This window comes from Paenibacillus sp. JJ-100 (genome assembly GCF_948329825.1).
Taxonomy (GTDB): Bacteria; Bacillota; Bacilli; order Paenibacillales; family Paenibacillaceae; genus Paenibacillus.
On sequence record NZ_CAOJCM010000002.1, the window covers coordinates 440,198 to 458,407 of the forward strand.

Below are 18,210 nucleotides of genomic sequence, written 5' to 3' on the forward strand. Positions count from 1 at the left end.
GCTTGGATTCAAGTTCATGTTCAGTCTCTCCTCTCTCTCAGTTCGTTGCCGTTGTAGGTGTGACGAAATAATCAGCGTTAGCCAGACTTATTTTGCGATCATCTACTTTTGAAGGAAACATCGCTTCAGCTGTCCGTATAGCCTTTAACAAGGCTTTCGCTTTGTTTACTGTCTCTTCATATTCCTTCTCAGGTACGGAATCCCATACAATGCCGGCTCCCGCCTGCACATATGCTTTTCCTTTTTTGAAAATAATGGTACGAATGGTGATACACGCATCCATGTTTCCAGAGAAACCAAGGTAACCAATCGCTCCTGCGTAGGCACCACGTGCTTCCTTTTCCAACTCTGCAATAATCTCCATCGCACGCAGCTTCGGGGCACCAGATACTGTTCCAGCTGGTAAGCATGAAAGGAACGCATCGAAGAAATCCTTGTCTTCTCTTAGCTCACCTGTCACGTTCGAAACCATATGCATGACGTGAGAGTATCGCTCAATTTCCATAAACATGTCACATTTCACACTGCCAAAAGTGGATACACGGCCCAAATCATTTCTTCCAAGATCCACCAACATCAGATGCTCCGCTCGTTCCTTCTCGTCTTGCAGCAAATCTGCCGCAAGTGCACGATCTTCCGCTTCTGTGGCTCCCCTTGGACGTGTACCTGCAATGGGACGAGTTTCTACACGATTGCCGTCCACCTTGACCAGTGCCTCAGGAGAGGTGCCTACGATGATCTCATCATCCATTTTCAAATAATACATATAAGGTGAAGGGTTCAATGTCCGTAGAACGCGATACACATGTAAAGGCGATATTTCCGTATCAATGTGAAAACGTTGGGACAGTACAACCTGAAAAATGTCTCCGGAACGGATGTATTCTTTGGCTTGCTCTACATTGCCGATAAATTGCTCTTTCGTCACATTGGAACGAACGTCTCCAAGCTCCACATCGCCAGGGATGGAACGCGGGTTCAGGTTTTCCCCTGGCCCTTGTTGCTGCAAACGCTCTGCTGCCTGTTCAAGCTTCTCACAGGTGGCTGCGTATGCCTGACGAATCTCTTCATCTGTAGCACCGTCCTTGACGTGTACATTGCCTACAAGCAACATATGCTGCTTCACATGGTCAAACACAATGATCTGATCACAGAACATAAACCGAATGTCATCCATTTTCAGATCGTCCAGTGCATGAGCTGGAAGCTTCTCATAATATTGCAACAAGTCATATCCAAAAAATCCTATCGCACCACCCGTAAAAGGGGGAAGTTCATCCAGTTTCGGGCTCCGATATTTGCGAAGCAATGCTTTGAGCTCTTCAATCGGTTTGCCCGGCAATTCACGGGTCTTTCCTGCTTCCTCGACCACAATACGTCCTTTCTTTGCCGAAATCATCAAGAACGGATCTGTACCGATGAAGGAATATCTAGCCCATTGAATGCCACCCTCTACACTTTCAAGCAGAAACGCACGATCATTATCCGCATAACGGCGGAAGATTCGAATTGGTGTTTCCATATCAGCCAAAATCCGCTTAACAACGGGAATCAGATTATACTCATTTGACATTTTCAATACTTGGTTAACGTTTGGCGTTATCATCAGATCACGTCCTTTCAGATTTAGGTAGAAGAAAGTTTATGACGACAAAAAACCTCTACCATGAGGTAGAGGTTTGGTTATAAGCTGTATTCAGGCATGCTGCTTCATAAATAACAAGTCCCTATACACTTACGTAAGATGAATGAAAGGTTGTTAATCCATACTATTCCATGGTTTCACCTATTCATGAAAGATCATACATACTTGGTAACATCTCGTGGACATTGGCACCTTATTCCTTGAGAAATGAATCAACGCCCAAGAATTGATGACTTGAAATGTCCCTTCCTTCGTATGCGAATATACGATGTCCGTAGACACCTATTCTCTCTTTCCTGTACTTCATCTTAGCAAGACATACCGTGAATGCGTTGACCGATTTCAGAAGCATCGGCTACCAATCACTGGACTCTGCTATATACTCAACTAAACTCAGCTGCTCTCAGCTCAATCTTAGCTCTACTCAACTAACTTTCACTATACAAGATAATCATCAGTTTGACAACTATCTCCATTCAAATGTCTTATTTCCCTGCCAGATCAGGACGCAGTGTCTGCGCTCCATTCAGGTACACATGATGAATTTCACTTTGTGCTTTTGTCGTGTTCACATGTACCATGAAACGGATACACTTTGCCAAGGCACCTTGTACAGGCACTTCCAGTGCACACATGAGAGGCACAAGTTCCCATCCGTCCAATTGGCGGATAACTTTCGCCGGAAAAGCCGCATCCAGATCACCAGTCATCGTAATCCATACACTACAGATATCTTCCGGTACAATCTTATTCCGGTCAACGATCTCCTGAAGCAGTACGGCAGTTTCTTTCAAAATTTCTTCTTCATTGTTCTGTTCAACCGTGGTCGCCCCACGAATCCCCCGTGTAACCATTGCTATTATTCTCCCTTCCTGAGCAGTTCGATAACCTCACGAACAACCGTGATCGGCACATCTTTCACGATTCTGGCAGCACCAATCCGATCAGGAACAATAAAAACCATGTGCCCTTCACGGAATTTCTTATCATGCATCATTGCTTCCATTAGATCATCCGTGGCAAGGTGCGCAGGCAATGTAACTGGAAGGCGAAGAGCACGCAGCATACGAACAGTATCTTCATATAGCCCTGCTGGCGCTCCAAGTTTCTCGCCTAGGAGTGCAGAACCAGCCATGCCGATAGATATCGCTTCTCCATGAAGAAACTCGCCGTAGCCAGCAATGGCTTCAATGGCATGACCAATTGTATGTCCCAAGTTCAGCAGTGCACGTTCTCCATTCTCACGTTCGTCATTGGAGACGATCTCAGCTTTGATGCTGCATCCACGTTCCAGTCCGTATCCGAGTGTGTCCGGGTCAAGGGAGAGTAGCGCTTCGGCATGTTCTTCACACCAGTGTGCGAAGGATTCATCCCGAATTAGTCCATGCTTCAGCATCTCGGATAAACCAGCTGACACATCTCTCGGTGGCAAGGATTGTAGCGTGTCCACATCATATAGAACAAGCTCCGGCTGGTGAAACGCACCAATCATGTTTTTAGCCAGCGGATGGTTAACGGCTACTTTACCCCCAACACTACTGTCATGAGCTAGAATCGTCGTTGGAATCTGAACAAACTTGATTCCTCGCATATATGTTGCTGCAACGAAACCAGCCAGATCACCGACGACTCCTCCCCCAAGAGCGAGGATCGCTGAACTGCGATCGAGTTTGCCTTCTATTGCTGCTGTCATCATATCCTGATAAACGGCAAGCGATTTGGAAGTTTCACCCGAAGGCACTACAGCGGATACGACAACATATCCTGCTGCACGCAACGTTTGCTCTAATGTTGGCAAGTATTTCGGAGCCACATGATCATCTGTAATGATCAGGAGTGGACTTTTTTTGGTTAAGCCCACCTGTTCAAAATATCGGGGAGCTTCAGCCAGTAGACCACTGCCAATCATTATTGGATATGAACGTTCCCCAAGCTGCACTGTCAACTGACGCATATTAGTAATTCTCCAGTTGTGCTTGGTAGCTAGCAACGTTCGCCCGAATCTCCTCCATGGAATCCCCGCCAAATTTCTCTAGGAATGCCTTGGCGATTTCCCATGCAACGACATGTTCCATCACGACGCTGGCAGCCGGAACTGCACACGCATCCGAACGTTCAACCTGAGCTGTAAAAGCTTCTTTCGTATCAATATCCACACTTTGCAGCGGTTTGTACAATGTTGGGATAGGTTTCATTACTCCGCGTACAACAACCGGCATACCGTTTGTCATACCGCCTTCGAATCCGCCCAGACGGTTCGTTGCACGGTGGTATCCACGATCTTCACTATGCAGTATCTCATCGTGAACCTGTGACCCGCGGATCGTACCTGCTTCGAAACCGATGCCGATCTCCACACCCTTAAATGCGTTGATTGACATTACACCTTGAGCGATACGGGCATCCAGCTTGCGATCATACTGTACGTGGCTTCCAAGACCAACAGGAACACCTTCAACGATACATTCTACGATCCCACCGATCGAGTCGCCTTCCTGCTTGATCTGATCGATGTATGCTTCCATTTTCTTCTCTGTTTCAGCATCAGTGACACGAACCGAGGAAGCCTCCGTCACCGCGATCAATTCATCAATCGGAAGGTCTTGGTATGGAGCTTCAATCTCTCCGATGCGAATAACACGTCCCGCAACCTTAATGCCAAACTCAGCCAAGAACTGACGTGCAATAGCACCGCATGCCACACGCACGGTTGTCTCACGGGCGCTAGAGCGTTCCAAGACATTACGCAAGTCTTTGAGATTGTACTTCAAACCACCGTTCAGATCAGCATGTCCAGGGCGTGGACGGTGAACTCGGCGTTTCTCTTCATCACTGCCTTCAATCGGCTCAATATTCATAATATTCTGCCAGTGCTTCCAGTCATTATTCTGAACAACGAGCGCTACTGGAGCACCTGTCGTATATCCGTGACGAATTCCACCAACAAAAGTAGCCTGATCCTTCTCAATCTGCATCCGGCGTCCACGGCCATACCCTTTCTGGCGGCGATGAAGTTGGAAGTTTAATTCTTCAAAGTCAATATTCAAATTACTTGGCAGTCCTTCAATAATTGCGGTCAATTGGGGTCCGTGCGTTTCCCCTGCAGTTAAATAACGTAAACTCATAATACGTTCCCCCTTTAAACTGTTAAACTTCACATTGCTAAAATCCCATAATTTCTTTGCTTATTATAGTATAGCTGATCCGCTTTGACAAGAAAGCCACCTTTTCTTATACAAACAACCGCCTGAGCACATCTATGTGCACCTCAGGCGGTTGTATATTATGCCGATTTATTTTTTCCGATAGAAGAACGTCTCCGCAGTCTCCAGCCCGTACTGTCCAGGAGAGAAAATCTGCTCCGTACTGCCTACGAATAGCATCCCACCCGGGCGCAGACTGGCTGCAAATTTATGATACAACAGGTTTTTGGCTTCCTCGGTAAAATAAATCATGACATTCCGGCAGACGATCAAATCATAGCCTTCATCAAAACGGTCTAGCAGCAAGTTTTGTTTGCCGAAGTTTATAGCACTTTTAAGCTTCTCATCGATATGATACATCATACCGTTCTGCTTAAAGTATCGGCTCGCAATTTCAGGAGGTACATCTTTCAGAGAACGCTCCATATAACGGCCTTCCTTCGCTTTCGCGAGAGCACCTTCATCCAGATCGGTTGCCGAAATGGAACTTTCTTTCAGAATACCCATCGTATCCAGAATCATTGCAATGGTATATGGCTCCTCACCTGTTGAACAGGCAGCACTCCACACTTTAACTTTGCGTTTGGAACCGATCAACTCAGGTAGAATCTCATCGCGCAACACTTCCCAACGATTCGGGTTACGCCAAAATTCCGATACGTTAATGGTCATGCGATCCAAAAACTCATAGAATAAAGACTTGTCCTTCTGCATGGCATCAAAAAACATGGAAAATGTATCAAAGCCATTTTTATTCCGAAGTGTGGTCAGCCTTCTTTTCATCTGGCCTTCCTTGTATTGAGCAAGATCAATGCCTGTGCTCTCTTTAACTTTACGAATGAATCCCGCATAATCCGGGTCTAGTTGTTCTTGCTCCAGCATCGTATATCACCCTTTGGCTAATAATTACAACCAGGCTCCGATGCTCTTCTCATAACTGACCAGCTCGTCAGGCTCAAAGAAATTGGCTGCTTCACGAGATGCACTTTCCGGTGAATCCGCCCCGTGAATGAGATTATGTGGTGTGTGGCTAGCGAAGTCTCCACGAATTGTCCCCGGAGCAGCTTCCCTCACATTTGTTTTACCGATAACCATACGAGCAAGTGCCACAATATCGTCACCTTCCCAGACCATAGCAAATACGGGCCCAGATGTGATAAAACGAACCAGATCATCAAAGAAAGGCTTGCCTTCATGTTCGGCATAGTGGCGCTTGGCCTGTTCTTCCGACATCTGCACCAATTTACCTGCTACGAGCTTGAATCCTTTGTCCTCCAGACGGCTGATAATACGGCCAATCAAACCACGCTGCACACCATCCGGTTTAACCATTAAAAATGTACGATCCATTGCCATTCACTCCTCACTCACGGTTCAAAGTTAATCACTATGTAAACGCAATCCCTTTGATTGTAACATACAAGTTTATATCCTCCCAATGAGGAATTTCACATCAGTACCTTACATTCCCGTGAATTGTGAGTCAGGTTGGCGAGATCTTTTTGAAGCTCGACTAGATTCTGAGTGTCAAACAATATCCCCTTAATGGGTACGTTTAACTACAAAATGAGCAATATCCCGCAGATTTTTGGTTGTCTTGATATTTGGCAGCTGGTCAAGAGCATCGAGCGCTTTCTTCATATATCGGTCAGCCAGGGCTTCTGCTTTAGCTATTCCTTGACTTTGGCGAATCATTCCAATGGCATCAGATGCACTTGCACGACCTTCTTCATGTTGTACACGTGAAATCTCCTTCAGGAGCGGCTCACGCAGATGCTCTTCTCTTAGCGCATACAGTACAGGCAGCGTGATATTCCCCTGCTTCATGTCGCTTCCCGGTGGCTTGCCGAGCTGCTTCTCCGTGCCTATTAAGTCCAGAACATCATCCTGAATCTGAAAAGCCATGCCTATATTATATCCATAGGTATAAAGAAGAGAAGAGATATGCTCAGGTGCACGTGTAGCAAGTGCCCCAAGTTGACAGCTGACGGCAATCAGAAGTGCGGTTTTGCGACGAATACGCAGCAGATAGTTACGCACACTCTGACTTGTATTAAAAAAGTCTCGAATCTGTTCCATCTCTCCGATGGACATCTGTACCATGGCTTTGGCTAGAATACGGTGAATAGCTGGTTCGGCTAATCCAGCCGTCAGTTCCAGTGCTTTGCCATAAATATAGTCTCCCGTGTACATCGCGATCCGATTGTCCCATTTAGACTTGACCGTAGGTTTTCCTCTACGGGTTCCAGCGTTATCAATCACATCATCATGAACGAGTGATGCAGAATGAATGAGTTCCAATGGAACAGCTACGAGCTTCAAACGCTCAATATCATATGTACCAAACTTTCCGCCCAAGAGCACAAAAACAGGACGTAGTCGTTTCCCTCCTGCTTTAAGCAGATGGAGTGAAGTTTCACTCAGCAGTTGTTGCTCACCCTGTACACTACGATAGAGTTCTTTTTCAATATAATCCATGTCCTTTTTTAACAATCCGAAAATGTCCAATAGTTTCATTCGTTCACCCGTGTCAGCGTATTGTCAGTCCTAAATTCCATGCTTACCTTCCCCTCCAGCAAGCCCGAGCCAAAAGGCAGAAATGATCACCCATGGCTTGCCGTTCCTGCTTGTGTTCTTCTACAGCGTCCTACCAGTCCAATTCGAATGCCATATTCGGGAAATAAACGCTGCGACTAGTTCTGAATCAAAAGTACAGAAGTTGCCGGTGCATGGGTCAAGACTGTGGACATCTTTGCGCTACCATCAGCACTCACCGATACCCCGGGAGTCAGGGGGACATGTCAAGAAGGCATACATCTCTGAACTAGTTATCCAGAAAAGTACTGCTTGACCATATCATCCCCGTTCATCCGGTTCTCCCCATCTTGTAAACAGTTGATGCGGGATACGCAAACTATCCAGCACTTTCCCAACTAAAAATAATATTAAATCATCCATACTCTGAGGTTTGTAATAAAAAGCAGGCATGGCCGGTATTATTCGAACACCAAGGCGAGAGAGCTTAAGCATGTTTTCCAAATGAATGGCATGAAGAGGCGTCTCTCGCGGCACTAGAATCAAAGTCCTGCCCTCTTTCATCATAACATCGGCTGCACGTGACATCAGATTGTCCGAAGAACCGTTTGCGATTGATGAGAGAGTTCCCATGGAACAGGGCATGATAATCATGCCCTCAGCCAGATAAGATCCGCTCGCGATCGAGGCACCAATATCACTCACAGGATGATAGATTAACACCCCATCGCGATGGCCGAACTTTTCTTGAAGTATGTTCTCCCGGTTTGTAACATCCCAGTCCATCTCTTCTTTTAACACACGCCATCCTGCATTAGAGACGACCAAATGAACGGTGTAACCCAGATCAAGCAGCGTTTCAATCAATCGGATGCCATATATGCTGCCACTCGCTCCGGTAATCCCAACAACAAGTCGTTGTTTCTCCGGTTGCTGCATCTTTAATTCACCGCCAGATCAATAAGTGTAAACGTAAATACGACCAGACTCAGCACACTGTTCATGGTAAAAAATGCCGTCTGTACACGACTCATATCATTAGGTGAAACGATGTAATGCTCATAGAGCAAAATTCCATACGTGATCAACATTCCTGCACCGTACCACCAGCTCAGATCGGTCATTAACAGGATTGCAAGGAAACCAATTGCCGTAATCACATGAAAAAACTTAGCAATCTGAAGCGATTTAACAAGACCAAAGCGCGAAGGAATGGAGTGCAACCCTTCGTCTTGGTCAAACTCCAGATCTTGACAAGCATAAATAATGTCAAAACCAGCAGTCCAGAATACAATCGTAACGTACAGCACCATCGCTGTCCAATCGATCGTACCCGTTACGGCCACCCATCCTCCTAGAGGAGCCAGTCCAATTGTCATGCCAAGCACGACGTGACAGAGCCATGTGAAGCGTTTAGTGTATGAATAGAGCACTAGCATGAATACCGCAATGGGCAACAGCTGCATGGATAGGACATTAAGATTGGATGATGCCCAGAACAATAATATAAACGAGACAATGACGAAAATAATAACTTCACCATTCTTCAGCAAACCTGCTGGAATGGCTCTCATCGCAGTACGCGGGTTTTTGGCATCAATTGCCTGGTCAATGATGCGATTCAGACCAAATGCAGCACTCCGTGCACCAACCAAGGCGAGTAATACCCACATGATCTGTATCCAGCTTGGGAACGTGTTGTTGACAACCATAGATCCCAATATAGCGCCCATAAACGCAAAAGGTAAAGCAAAAAGAGTGTGTTCAATCTTGATCATTTCTAAAAAAATACGAATTTTCCTAAGCATTCTGATTCTCCTTGGTTCCAATATGCAGTGCCGCGATGCCTCCGGTCAAAGGATAGGCCTGCACTTGTTGCAATCCTGTTTCAACAAAAATGTCCGCCAGTTCCTTTCTTCCCGGGAAAAGTGCCAGAGAATCTGGCAGCCATTTGTATTGCTCATAGCGTTTGGCAAACAATTTAGCCATATTAGGCAACATGTGCTCAAAATAAAAATAATAAATCCCCTTAAACGGCTGCCAAGTCGGTTTTGACAATTCCAGACAGACTACCATACCGCCCGGCTTAACAACACGTTTCATTTCGGAAAGAACCTGTCTAAGATCCGGTACGTTTCGCAATCCGAACCCAATCGTCACATAGTCGAACGTATCGTCTTCAAAAGGCAATGACATGGCATTGCCCTGAATTAACGTGATCTGCTGCGAACGGTTCACAGCATCAATCTTTGTCTGACCTACTTCTAACATATTACTGCTGAAATCCAGCCCATGCATGTGCCCCGTTTCACTTGCTTCTGCCATGGCAAGGGTCCAGTCACATGTCCCGCAACACAAATCCAGTCCGGTATCGCCTTTGGACATATTCATCTTCTTCATTGTGAATTTACGCCAAGCCTTATGCCTGCGGAAACTCAGAATATCGTTCATGACGTCATACTTGCCGGCTATACTCTGAAAAACCGAATGGACAAATTCTTCTTTCGGTTTAGTCTCTCCGCTACCCATTCGTTCGTCTCCCCCCAATCTTCCGTTACTCCGCATGTGAAGTCTGCACATAAGACAGATACGGCTCAAGAATTGCTTCGATCTCATGCAAATCCTGAAGACTTTCCTCATCTTGCAGCAAAAGCTGAATGCGGTGTGTGCATTCACGAAGCTTGTCCAGAAGTATTTTCCTTACGCTATATTTCAGCACCAAAGAACCCCATACATGCGGTTCGATCTCCATTTCACGTAGATACTTGCGTTCCCCGTCATTGCCATGTTCATAAATATGCCAGAATGCATAACTATGAAGCGCTTGTTGATTATCACGCATGCGATTCATCTCTTCTGTGAGCGTTTCGCAAATGCTGAACTCCTTCAACAAGCTGGTCCACAATGACTTCTCCTCATCACGCATCATGTCCGAAAAAGAAAGAAACAGCTGCATTCTCAGCTGTACCGTTTCACGCAAGTATTCATCAGCAGAAATGAGGAGCTTCTTCATCCGATCATACAGCGTCATCTTACGAGCGTTTACTTCGGAAACTGCACCACTGAGCTTGCCGATCATTTCAATTTTGCCTGCATGAGCAAGCAATTGGTAAAATCGGCTGCTTAGATAATCTCCAGCGAGAACATTTAACTGACGTGAACGCATCTCTTGTTCTCCCCGATCACCGGATCTTGTATCAATTCGATCATGCGTATCCATAGCCAACTGAACGAGCGATGTGGCCAGTGCGTACAACTCTTGATCCATCTTCTCATCTGTACGGGCGACAAATGCCTGTAACAGACGGGCCCGACTATCCGGAAATGAAGGGATTTCCGTATGTTGTCGAATCATGTCGTAATCCGTGTATTTCTTTGCTAGTTGGGGTACGCGATATGAATTCATTCTCATCCTCCGAGACTTTGCTTTGTTAGACCATTTCTGCACTACAATCCTATATATTATAGCATATGTTTATCGGACACGCACTGAATCCTGCTATTTGATTACCCCTAACTTGTCATTTCAAACTGCTTCTTCCACAGTTCCGTCTGCATGAGGTGAAACCAATCCTTCAATTCCTCTGAAAACGTGGTACTTTTCCAAGTTCGAAGCATATCGATCGCATACAATGGCCACTCACCACGCCGAATATCCGCAGCAAGTAGCAGGTGACGCTTATGTATCCATTCATCTTCAGCCATGATTCGAAGCAGCACCTGATCAACATTGTCTACCGTTCGAAAACTTAGATCGGCTAGAGCAGCCATATTTTCATAAATTTCAGTATAGCTGGTGTCCTTCCCTTTCACTTTGAGGTCGAGTGTCAAAATGGATTGTTTCCATTCCACTCTGGCGATTGGCGTGGACATATGAAGGGAACTCAGTACATCCACCAGATTCTCGTTTGTCAACTGGATTGGCTGATGAGTTGCCGTAACTGGCTCTGCCCTTTCTCCGCCCCATGTACGTGTATGCAAGCTCTGAAAAACCACGAGCAAGATGACTGCCGTAATCGTTGTCACAATGGATGCAGCCACAATCATTCCCGGTTTCATATGCGCCTCCCTGCCTTTACCTGTTAGTGTAGTCTGTCCAGTAAAGGCTCATACCTCATTGTACAATGAAAAAAAGCAGGCTATGCCTGCAATTTTTATTTGTTGGGCTCAATCTGATTACGAACGCCAATTTCACTAAGCCTAGTCAGAGTCTCTCAATACTCTTCTTATTCCTGTTTTAGGATCGTACAGTCTACTCTGATTCAATCTCACCATGCTTGGTGATCAGCTTAGCTTTTCCACGGATTTTGATAGCCGAGGTATGTGTCGTAAACTGGGCAATCATCACTTCGCCCTTGTCAAGCTTCTCGGTATGGTGAAAACGTGTGTCCTGTCCACGGGTTAATCCGATTACCTGAACACCATTTTCTTCTGCTTTGATAACGATATAGTCATTGCCCGTAGAATGATCCATCGTGCACGTCCCCTTTTCTAGTTTCCTTAGCGTTAATGATGATTAAGATTGTTTCATTTGTCAACAATGTACCGATGAGTGTGCTGCAAGAAATAATCGTCACAGGATTACACGAATACAGAAAGACGGGAAAGGTTTCGAAAGAGAACGAAAACCCTACGCAGCAGTGTCAACCTCTCGTTAGTAGGCAAAAGAAAAGGCCGTGAACAAGTCACGGTCTTTTTGTTTTGTTAACATATGGAATATGTAGAAATCTTATTTAATTCCGTCTTTGAGAGCTTTACCTGGTTTGAATGCAGGAATTTTGCTCGCAGGAATTTCGATTTCTTCACCTGTTTGCGGATTGCGTCCTTTACGTGCAGAGCGCTCGCGAACTTCGAAGTTCCCAAAACCAACCAATTGTACTTTGTCTCCGTTTTGAAGAGCCTCAGCGATTGCTTCGAATACGGCATCAACCGCTTTCGTTACATCCTTTTTGGACAATTCAGTAGCTTCGGATACATGTGTAATCAAGTCTGATTTGTTCATTTTGTTTTTCACCTCCTGAATCAATGTCCTGAATGTTATACTGTGTTTCCGTTTTATAGGGAAATATACGTTCATACACGAAAAACGGTGACCGTTTTGAGTGATGAACCTCAATCTCCATCTGCGGTTGACAGTCATTTCCGGCAGAAGTCGCCTGAAACCACGGGGGTTTCTGACGCCGAACAAATTTTATACTAATACAGACAGCCCACAATTTCAAGTGCGGCTACGGTTTAAAACATAAAATGTAACGGCCAAAGCCAGTACAAGTACCCCGCCTTTGACAATATCATGTGTAAAATACTGAACGTTCATCATGGTCAAACCATTGACCAATACGCCAATTAGAACCGAACCAATAAAGGTACCGATCACGTTCGGCTTGCCTGCGCCAAAAACGGAGAAACCAACAAACACAGCGGCCACAGATTCCATTAACAACGGAGAACCAGCATCAATCTGCCCCGATCCTACTTTGGACGCGTAGATGATACCTCCAATAGCCGCAAACACTCCAGCTGCTACATAAGCAAGCGTACGTACCTTCTTTACTTTGATCCCCGAAAGCCGGGCTGCTTCTTCATTACCGCCTGTAATATACATCTGCCGCCCATATTTCGTATATGTCAAAAAGATATGAACACCAATAACAGCAATGAGGAGCAGTATAACCGAGATGGGCATACCGAGCCATTTCCCTTGTCCAATCAAAAGAAACGTTGCATCCATTTCTCCAGCAGCTTTGCTTCCATCCGGAAACTGCATGTGATTGTAGATGGTGTATCCCTGTGCATACGTTTTATGAATTCCTCCAATGATGTACATCGTTGCAAGTGTTGCCAGCAAATCCGGAATTCGAAGTTTAACGATCAGTAATGCGTTCAGTAGGCCAATGACTGCCCCAATGATGAGCGGTACAATAATGACGACAGCCAAAGGCTGTTGATACCAGATCATTAATGATGCTGTAACCACAGTTGTAAGCGAGACCGTCGCCCCTACAGAGAGGTCAAAACCATCTACAATAAGGGATAGCGTTACACCGATCGCCACAAAGGTTACGATGGAGATTGAACCTAAAATATCCGTCAGATTGCTATAAGTAAAGAAATACGGCAGCTTAATGCCGAAAAATGCAATAACACCTATAATGACTATAATGGCTCCGTACCGGAACGCAAAATCTAATGATTTGTCCTTCATTCTTCCACCTCTACTCCACCGCTTGCATAATAAAGCAGCTGTTCTTGGTTCGTCTCGCCGCGCTTAAATTCTTTTACGATAGTCCCTTCACACATGACCGCAATCCGATCTCCGATGCCCATACCTTCGTCCAATTCGCAGGTGAAATAAATGACTGCCTTTCCGGCCAGCGCCAATTCATTGATGATCCGAAAAATATCACTTTTCGCTCCGATATCCACGCCCTTTGTTGGTTCGTCAAAGATAAACACATCCGCATCGGTATGCAGCCATTTTCCGATAGCAACCTTTTGCTGATTACCACCGCTCAAATATTTCACTTCCTGTTTCACAGACGAGGTTTTTATGCCTAGCTGCTCTACTAGAGAATCGGCGTGCTGACGCTCGCGTTTGCGGTTAATGAACCCGAATGTGCTCAGCCTGGAAAGTATGGGCAAACTCAGATTACGCTCCACATTCTCATGAATAAGAATGCCTTGTTTGCGTCGTTCCTCTGGTACAGATACAATTCCTAGAGCCGCGGCATCTGCAGGCTGAGAGAGACATACATTACGTCCAAGAAGCCGAATCTCTCCCGACTCCAGCTGATCTGCACCAATCAACAAGCGTGAGCATTCCGTTTTGCCCGCACCTACGAGACCCACCACTGCCAGCACTTCACCACGGCGGACCTCAAGATTCACCCCTCTTACCTTCAACCCTCGCCGGAGCTCTCGCGCTTCCAGAATCACATCACCTACAGGTACCTCAGTCTTTGGAAATTCCTCTTCAAAAGGTTTGCCCAACATTTGCGTAACCAGATTATTTATCGTTAGTCCGCTTGTCTCACCTGTAAACACATGACTCCCATCCCTCATGATGGTCACCCGGTCACAATGATTCGTTACTTCAGCAAGGCGATGCGTAATGAAAATGCAGGCTGCACCACGATCCTTCAGCAGATGTACAATGCGAAAAAAAGCGTCCGTTTCTTCTTGGCTCAGGGGAGCGGTAGGTTCGTCAAAAATAATAACTTTAGCCTCCTGAATCAGGATACGTGCAAGCAGAATCATCTGTTTCTCTGCCAGTGTCAGCTCAGCTACTTTTCGGTGAATCGATATGTTGTCTGCACCTAATTGTTTCAGAGCATCCTTGGCGCGTTGCTGCAATACTTTTGGACTTTTCCACCACCCACCCTGAGATGAAGCCAACTGATCAAGCATAATGTTCTCGGCAGCCGTCAGCTGCGGCACTAGTGCAGCATCGACTTCCTGATATACGCAGTGTATCCCGCTTGCCTTCGCATCTCTTGGCGAATTGAGATTGAGCTTACGGCCGTCAAGACGAATTGTACCTTCGTCCAGTCGGTATGCACCCGACAGTATTTTCATCAATGTACTTTTGCCAGCTCCGTTCGCTCCAAGAAGCGCATGAATCTCTCCACCCTTGACTGAGAAATGCACATCCTTCAACGCGGCTATACCTGAAAACTTCTTATGAATATGTTCCATTTCCAGAGATATCGGGTCTTTCATAATGTTGCCTCCAATCAGCTGTATGACCTGTTATCGCCTAAAAAAAAGCGCGCCTCGCGGCGCGCTTCTAACGCTGCTTACTTTGCAGTAATTCCGTATTCGCTCATCCAGTCCTTGATCCCCTGGGTACTTCCTCCCCAGCCTTCTACATACTCAGACAATTCGGAAGTGGAGATTTGTTTGTCAGGTAATGCCTCACGCTGTACATACACCGGAGTAAGCACGACAGAATCTTCAGTTGGATCTCCATTCAGCTTCTGGTAAGCGTAACGAACTTGTACGCGTCCAATATCGGTAGGATCCACTGCGGCGGAAGCAATCCAAGGATTCTTCGGATCTTGAATCATCTGCAAATCTTCATCGCTCATATCAATTCCATATACCTTGATCTCATCACGCCCAGCTTGCTGAATCGCACGGGCAGCGCCCTTTGCGAATTCATCCCACGCAGTCCATACGGCTGTAATCTCACCTTTTGGATATTGTTTCAGGATAGCTTCCATCTTCGCTTGCGTATCCAGCGCCGGGTTTTGAGCTGATCCGAATGAAGCGATTTCTTTAATATCAGGATTCGCTTTCATAAACGCATCATAAGCAATCTGACGACGTTCCATTGGTGCAAAACCTGCTACCCATACTTTCACGATATTTCCTTTACCGTTGATATCTTTTTTCATCTGTTCGAGTGTCAGCTCGGCCATTTTCTGATCGTCTTGGGACAATACAGTAGCCCCTGGCACACTAATCGCTGCATCAAAAACAACGACGGGGATGTTTTGCTCTACTGCTTTTTTTACTCCTGGCTCCAGAAGTGAATCACCGTGATCCGTCAGAATAACATCAAATTTCTGATTAATGGCACTATCAAGCAACGATACCATTTTGGCTTTGTCATTATCTGCAACAAAGGTAGTAAGCTCACCACCGAATTTGGCGATTTCCTCTTTTACCCCTTGTACATACTGCTGTGAGAAGGTTCCTGTGTTAAATTCCATAATCAGCGCAACCCGTTTACCGCTTAGAGGCCCAGTGACCACTTCTGTCTTCGGTGTCTCATCTGCTGATCCTGATGCAGGAGTTGCAGCGGGTTCTTTCTTGATTCCGCAGGCCGATAACACTAATGTTAATACCAATACTACGCTCAGCCATATCCATTTTGAACTTGTTGTCTTCATCTCGTTCTCCCCCTGTTTCACTCGCTGTGACTTCCATCACAATATAGTTGAATATTAATATAACGGCTAATCCCTAGTATGTAAATAGGTTTTAATGATTTAAAGCTTAAATTCACTAAGTTTTTTTCATAAGACAGATCGATCGCTTTTCTATTTCTTTTCAATTCCCCGTAAAAAGCAGAGAAAACAAGAAAAAGACCATGAGATGTCTCACGGTCTTTGGATTAACTTAAAGGATTATGGCGATCAATCCGCCTGAACCTTCATTAATAATTCGCCCTAACGTTTCTTGCAGTTTATATCTAGCGTTGTCTGGCATCATGGCGATTTTCCCTTGAATACCTTCACGCACTATGGAATGCAGCGAACGGCCAAACATATCTGAATCCCATACCTTGATCGGATCGTTCTCGAAGTCCTGCATGAGATATCTCACCAGTTCCTCACTCTGCTTCTCGGTACCGATGATCGGTGCAAACTCCGACTCCACATCTACACGAATCATGTGTATCGAAGGAGCTGTCGCTTTCAGGCGAACCCCGAATTTCGTACCCTGACGGATCAATTCTGGTTCATCCAGAGCCATCTCGGCCAGCGAAGGAGCAGCAATCCCATAGCCCGTCGTTTTAACCATCTCCAGCGCCTCTGCGAAGCGGTCGTATTCTTTCTTCGCATGAGAGAACTCCTGCATCAGTTGCAACAGGTGATCTTTGCCTCTGATTTCAATACCGACAACTTCTACGAGAATCTGGTCATATAGTTCATCCGGTGCATAGAGATCAATCTCCGCCACACCCTGGCCCATATTCATGCCGCTAAGACCAGCACGATCAATGAACTCATATTCCATGAACTGTGACACCACTCGATCCACGTCGCGCAGTCTGCGAATATCTTTTACCGTATCCCGCACTGAATTCTCATAGTTGTTACGAAGCCAGTGTGTATCATTCAGCACCATTACCCAGCTCGGCAGGTTCACATTCACCTCATGTACAGGGAACTCATACAATACTTCGCGAAGCACACCTGTGACATCATCTTCTGTCATGGTAGCTGCACTAAGCGTCATTACTGGAATATCGTACTTGGCAGCCAGCTCGCTCCGAAGCTGTAGAGCTTCCTCACTACGTGGGCGGGTTGAATTAATGACAAGGACAAATGGTTTACCCACTTCCTTTAATTCAGCAATCACTCGTTCTTCCGATTCCACATAGGAACTACGTGCAATCTCAGCAATCGTTCCGTCCGTTGTGACCACAACACCGAGTGTGGAATGCTCCTGTATGACTTTACGCGTACCAATCTCGGCTGCTTCCTGGAACGGAATCGGCTCTTCAAACCAAGGTGTAGAGATCATGCGTGGACCATTCTCATCCTCGTATCCCTTCGCACCTTCCACGGCGTAACCTACACAATCGACCAAACGAACATTGACATCCAGCCCTTCAGCTACTTTGATCTGGACTGCATTATTCGGTACAAACTTGGGTTCGGTTGTCATAATCGTTTTACCTGCTGCACTCTGTGGAAGTTCATCCACTGCACGGGCACGATCTGCTTCACTTGCGATGTTAGGCAGTACGATCGTTTCCATGAATCGTTTAATAAATGTTGATTTTCCCGTCCGGACTGCGCCGACAACCCCGAGATAGATATCCCCTCCGGTCCGCTCAGCTATGTCCTTAAAAATGTCCACTTTCTCCAATGAAATCCCCTCCTTAAATTACTCCGAAGGAAAAATGCTAAAGAGCATCCGCTTCGTTTTTTCAATCAGAAGACTGAAATCCCTGCAACGGTAGAGCCGCCTTTGTGAGTGCCCGGAAGTCGTCCGCCGCCGAACGTTGCATTCTGATGAAACCGGCGAGAGCGGCGTTAACTCGTACATGCAATTGGACTAGTATCATCTTATGTATCCGCATGCGGCAATATG

18 protein-coding genes are annotated in these 18,210 nt (G+C 45.9%); all 18 read right to left on the reverse strand.

Going from position 1 to position 18,210, the window contains the following annotated elements; all coding sequences use genetic code 11:
* Positions 1-37: 37 nt before the first annotated feature.
* The 18 genes from trpE to spoIVA all read right to left on the reverse strand — a co-directional run bounded on the left by trpE (position 38) and on the right by spoIVA (position 17,985).
* Positions 38-1,606, reverse strand: a complete 1,569-nt coding sequence (gene trpE, locus PQG66_RS08595; protein ID WP_272037278.1) for an anthranilate synthase component I — start codon at positions 1,604-1,606, stop codon at positions 38-40.
* A gap of 524 nt (positions 1,607-2,130) precedes the next feature.
* A complete protein-coding gene (aroH, locus tag PQG66_RS08600; RefSeq protein ID WP_272037279.1) occupies positions 2,131-2,499 on the reverse strand; it encodes a chorismate mutase in 369 nt (122 codons plus the stop codon).
* A 5-nt stretch (positions 2,500-2,504) separates the two neighbouring features.
* A complete protein-coding gene (gene aroB / locus PQG66_RS08605) occupies positions 2,505-3,599 on the reverse strand; it encodes a 3-dehydroquinate synthase (protein ID WP_272037280.1) in 1,095 nt (364 codons plus the stop codon).
* A 1-nt stretch (position 3,600) separates the two neighbouring features.
* The gene (gene aroC, locus PQG66_RS08610) at positions 3,601-4,770 is read right to left on the reverse strand and encodes a chorismate synthase (protein WP_272037281.1); all 1,170 of its coding nucleotides are present in this window, start codon (positions 4,768-4,770) and stop codon (positions 3,601-3,603) included.
* Positions 4,771-4,938: 168 nt separating this feature from the next.
* On the reverse strand, positions 4,939-5,730 hold the full coding sequence (locus PQG66_RS08615; RefSeq protein WP_272037282.1) for a CheR family methyltransferase: 792 nt from the start codon (positions 5,728-5,730) through the stop codon (positions 4,939-4,941).
* Between the two features lie 24 nt (positions 5,731-5,754).
* A complete protein-coding gene (ndk, locus tag PQG66_RS08620; protein ID WP_272037283.1) occupies positions 5,755-6,198 on the reverse strand; it encodes a nucleoside-diphosphate kinase in 444 nt (147 codons plus the stop codon).
* A 192-nt stretch (positions 6,199-6,390) separates the two neighbouring features.
* Positions 6,391-7,365, reverse strand: a complete 975-nt coding sequence (locus PQG66_RS08625; RefSeq protein ID WP_272037284.1) for a polyprenyl synthetase family protein — start codon at positions 7,363-7,365, stop codon at positions 6,391-6,393.
* Positions 7,366-7,704: 339 nt separating this feature from the next.
* Positions 7,705-8,322, reverse strand: coding sequence for a UbiX family flavin prenyltransferase (locus tag PQG66_RS08630; protein ID WP_272037285.1), 618 nt, complete (start codon positions 8,320-8,322; stop codon positions 7,705-7,707).
* Between the two features lie 2 nt (positions 8,323-8,324).
* Positions 8,325-9,191 carry a UbiA-like polyprenyltransferase gene (locus tag PQG66_RS08635; RefSeq protein ID WP_272037286.1) on the reverse strand — a complete coding sequence of 289 codons (867 nt, stop codon included), beginning with the start codon at positions 9,189-9,191 and terminating at the stop codon, positions 8,325-8,327.
* Positions 9,184-9,912, reverse strand: a complete 729-nt coding sequence (locus PQG66_RS08640) for a demethylmenaquinone methyltransferase (protein WP_272038120.1) — start codon at positions 9,910-9,912, stop codon at positions 9,184-9,186. Before PQG66_RS08640 ends, PQG66_RS08635 begins: the two co-directional genes overlap by 8 nt.
* Before the next feature lie 25 nt (positions 9,913-9,937).
* Positions 9,938-10,789 carry a heptaprenyl diphosphate synthase component 1 gene (locus PQG66_RS08645; protein WP_272037287.1) on the reverse strand — a complete coding sequence of 284 codons (852 nt, stop codon included), beginning with the start codon at positions 10,787-10,789 and terminating at the stop codon, positions 9,938-9,940.
* Positions 10,790-10,896: 107 nt separating this feature from the next.
* A complete protein-coding gene (locus PQG66_RS08650; protein ID WP_272037288.1) occupies positions 10,897-11,442 on the reverse strand; it encodes a hypothetical protein in 546 nt (181 codons plus the stop codon).
* Between the two features lie 193 nt (positions 11,443-11,635).
* On the reverse strand, positions 11,636-11,857 hold the full coding sequence (mtrB, locus tag PQG66_RS08655; RefSeq protein ID WP_272037289.1) for a trp RNA-binding attenuation protein MtrB: 222 nt from the start codon (positions 11,855-11,857) through the stop codon (positions 11,636-11,638).
* Positions 11,858-12,112: 255 nt separating this feature from the next.
* The gene (locus tag PQG66_RS08660; protein ID WP_272037290.1) at positions 12,113-12,385 is read right to left on the reverse strand and encodes an HU family DNA-binding protein; all 273 of its coding nucleotides are present in this window, start codon (positions 12,383-12,385) and stop codon (positions 12,113-12,115) included.
* A 216-nt stretch (positions 12,386-12,601) separates the two neighbouring features.
* Positions 12,602-13,588 (reverse strand): ABC transporter permease, encoded by a 987-nt coding sequence (locus PQG66_RS08665; RefSeq protein WP_272037291.1) that lies wholly within the window; start codon positions 13,586-13,588, stop codon positions 12,602-12,604.
* On the reverse strand, positions 13,585-15,102 hold the full coding sequence (locus tag PQG66_RS08670) for a sugar ABC transporter ATP-binding protein (RefSeq protein ID WP_272037292.1): 1,518 nt from the start codon (positions 15,100-15,102) through the stop codon (positions 13,585-13,587). Before PQG66_RS08670 ends, PQG66_RS08665 begins: the two co-directional genes overlap by 4 nt.
* Before the next feature lie 77 nt (positions 15,103-15,179).
* On the reverse strand, positions 15,180-16,277 hold the full coding sequence (locus tag PQG66_RS08675; RefSeq protein ID WP_272037293.1) for a sugar ABC transporter substrate-binding protein: 1,098 nt from the start codon (positions 16,275-16,277) through the stop codon (positions 15,180-15,182).
* A 229-nt stretch (positions 16,278-16,506) separates the two neighbouring features.
* Positions 16,507-17,985 (reverse strand): stage IV sporulation protein A, encoded by a 1,479-nt coding sequence (gene spoIVA / locus PQG66_RS08680; protein WP_272037294.1) that lies wholly within the window; start codon positions 17,983-17,985, stop codon positions 16,507-16,509.
* Positions 17,986-18,210: the final 225 nt, after the last annotated feature.

What these genes read in the sequence shown, in the direction of transcription:
- PQG66_RS08675 (WP_272037293.1), bottom strand. Translation starts at nt 16,277, where the DNA reads ATGAAGACAACAAGTTCAAAATGGATATGGCTGAGCGTAGTATTGGTA.
- mtrB (WP_272037289.1), bottom strand. Translation starts at nt 11,857, where the DNA reads ATGGATCATTCTACGGGCAATGACTATATCGTTATCAAAGCAGAAGAA.
- PQG66_RS08635 (WP_272037286.1), bottom strand. Translation starts at nt 9,191, where the DNA reads ATGCTTAGGAAAATTCGTATTTTTTTAGAAATGATCAAGATTGAACAC.
- PQG66_RS08640 (WP_272038120.1), bottom strand. Translation starts at nt 9,912, where the DNA reads ATGGGTAGCGGAGAGACTAAACCGAAAGAAGAATTTGTCCATTCGGTT.
- ndk (WP_272037283.1), bottom strand. Translation starts at nt 6,198, where the DNA reads ATGGATCGTACATTTTTAATGGTTAAACCGGATGGTGTGCAGCGTGGT.
- aroB (WP_272037280.1), bottom strand. Translation starts at nt 3,599, where the DNA reads ATGCGTCAGTTGACAGTGCAGCTTGGGGAACGTTCATATCCAATAATG.
- PQG66_RS08625 (WP_272037284.1), bottom strand. Translation starts at nt 7,365, where the DNA reads ATGAAACTATTGGACATTTTCGGATTGTTAAAAAAGGACATGGATTAT.
- PQG66_RS08665 (WP_272037291.1), bottom strand. Translation starts at nt 13,588, where the DNA reads ATGAAGGACAAATCATTAGATTTTGCGTTCCGGTACGGAGCCATTATA.
- trpE (WP_272037278.1), bottom strand. Translation starts at nt 1,606, where the DNA reads ATGATAACGCCAAACGTTAACCAAGTATTGAAAATGTCAAATGAGTAT.
- PQG66_RS08630 (WP_272037285.1), bottom strand. Translation starts at nt 8,322, where the DNA reads ATGCAGCAACCGGAGAAACAACGACTTGTTGTTGGGATTACCGGAGCG.
- PQG66_RS08660 (WP_272037290.1), bottom strand. Translation starts at nt 12,385, where the DNA reads ATGAACAAATCAGACTTGATTACACATGTATCCGAAGCTACTGAATTG.
- aroC (WP_272037281.1), bottom strand. Translation starts at nt 4,770, where the DNA reads ATGAGTTTACGTTATTTAACTGCAGGGGAAACGCACGGACCCCAATTG.
- PQG66_RS08670 (WP_272037292.1), bottom strand. Translation starts at nt 15,102, where the DNA reads ATGAAAGACCCGATATCTCTGGAAATGGAACATATTCATAAGAAGTTT.
- PQG66_RS08650 (WP_272037288.1), bottom strand. Translation starts at nt 11,442, where the DNA reads ATGAAACCGGGAATGATTGTGGCTGCATCCATTGTGACAACGATTACG.
- PQG66_RS08615 (WP_272037282.1), bottom strand. Translation starts at nt 5,730, where the DNA reads ATGCTGGAGCAAGAACAACTAGACCCGGATTATGCGGGATTCATTCGT.
- aroH (WP_272037279.1), bottom strand. Translation starts at nt 2,499, where the DNA reads ATGGTTACACGGGGGATTCGTGGGGCGACCACGGTTGAACAGAACAAT.
- PQG66_RS08645 (WP_272037287.1), bottom strand. Translation starts at nt 10,789, where the DNA reads ATGAATTCATATCGCGTACCCCAACTAGCAAAGAAATACACGGATTAC.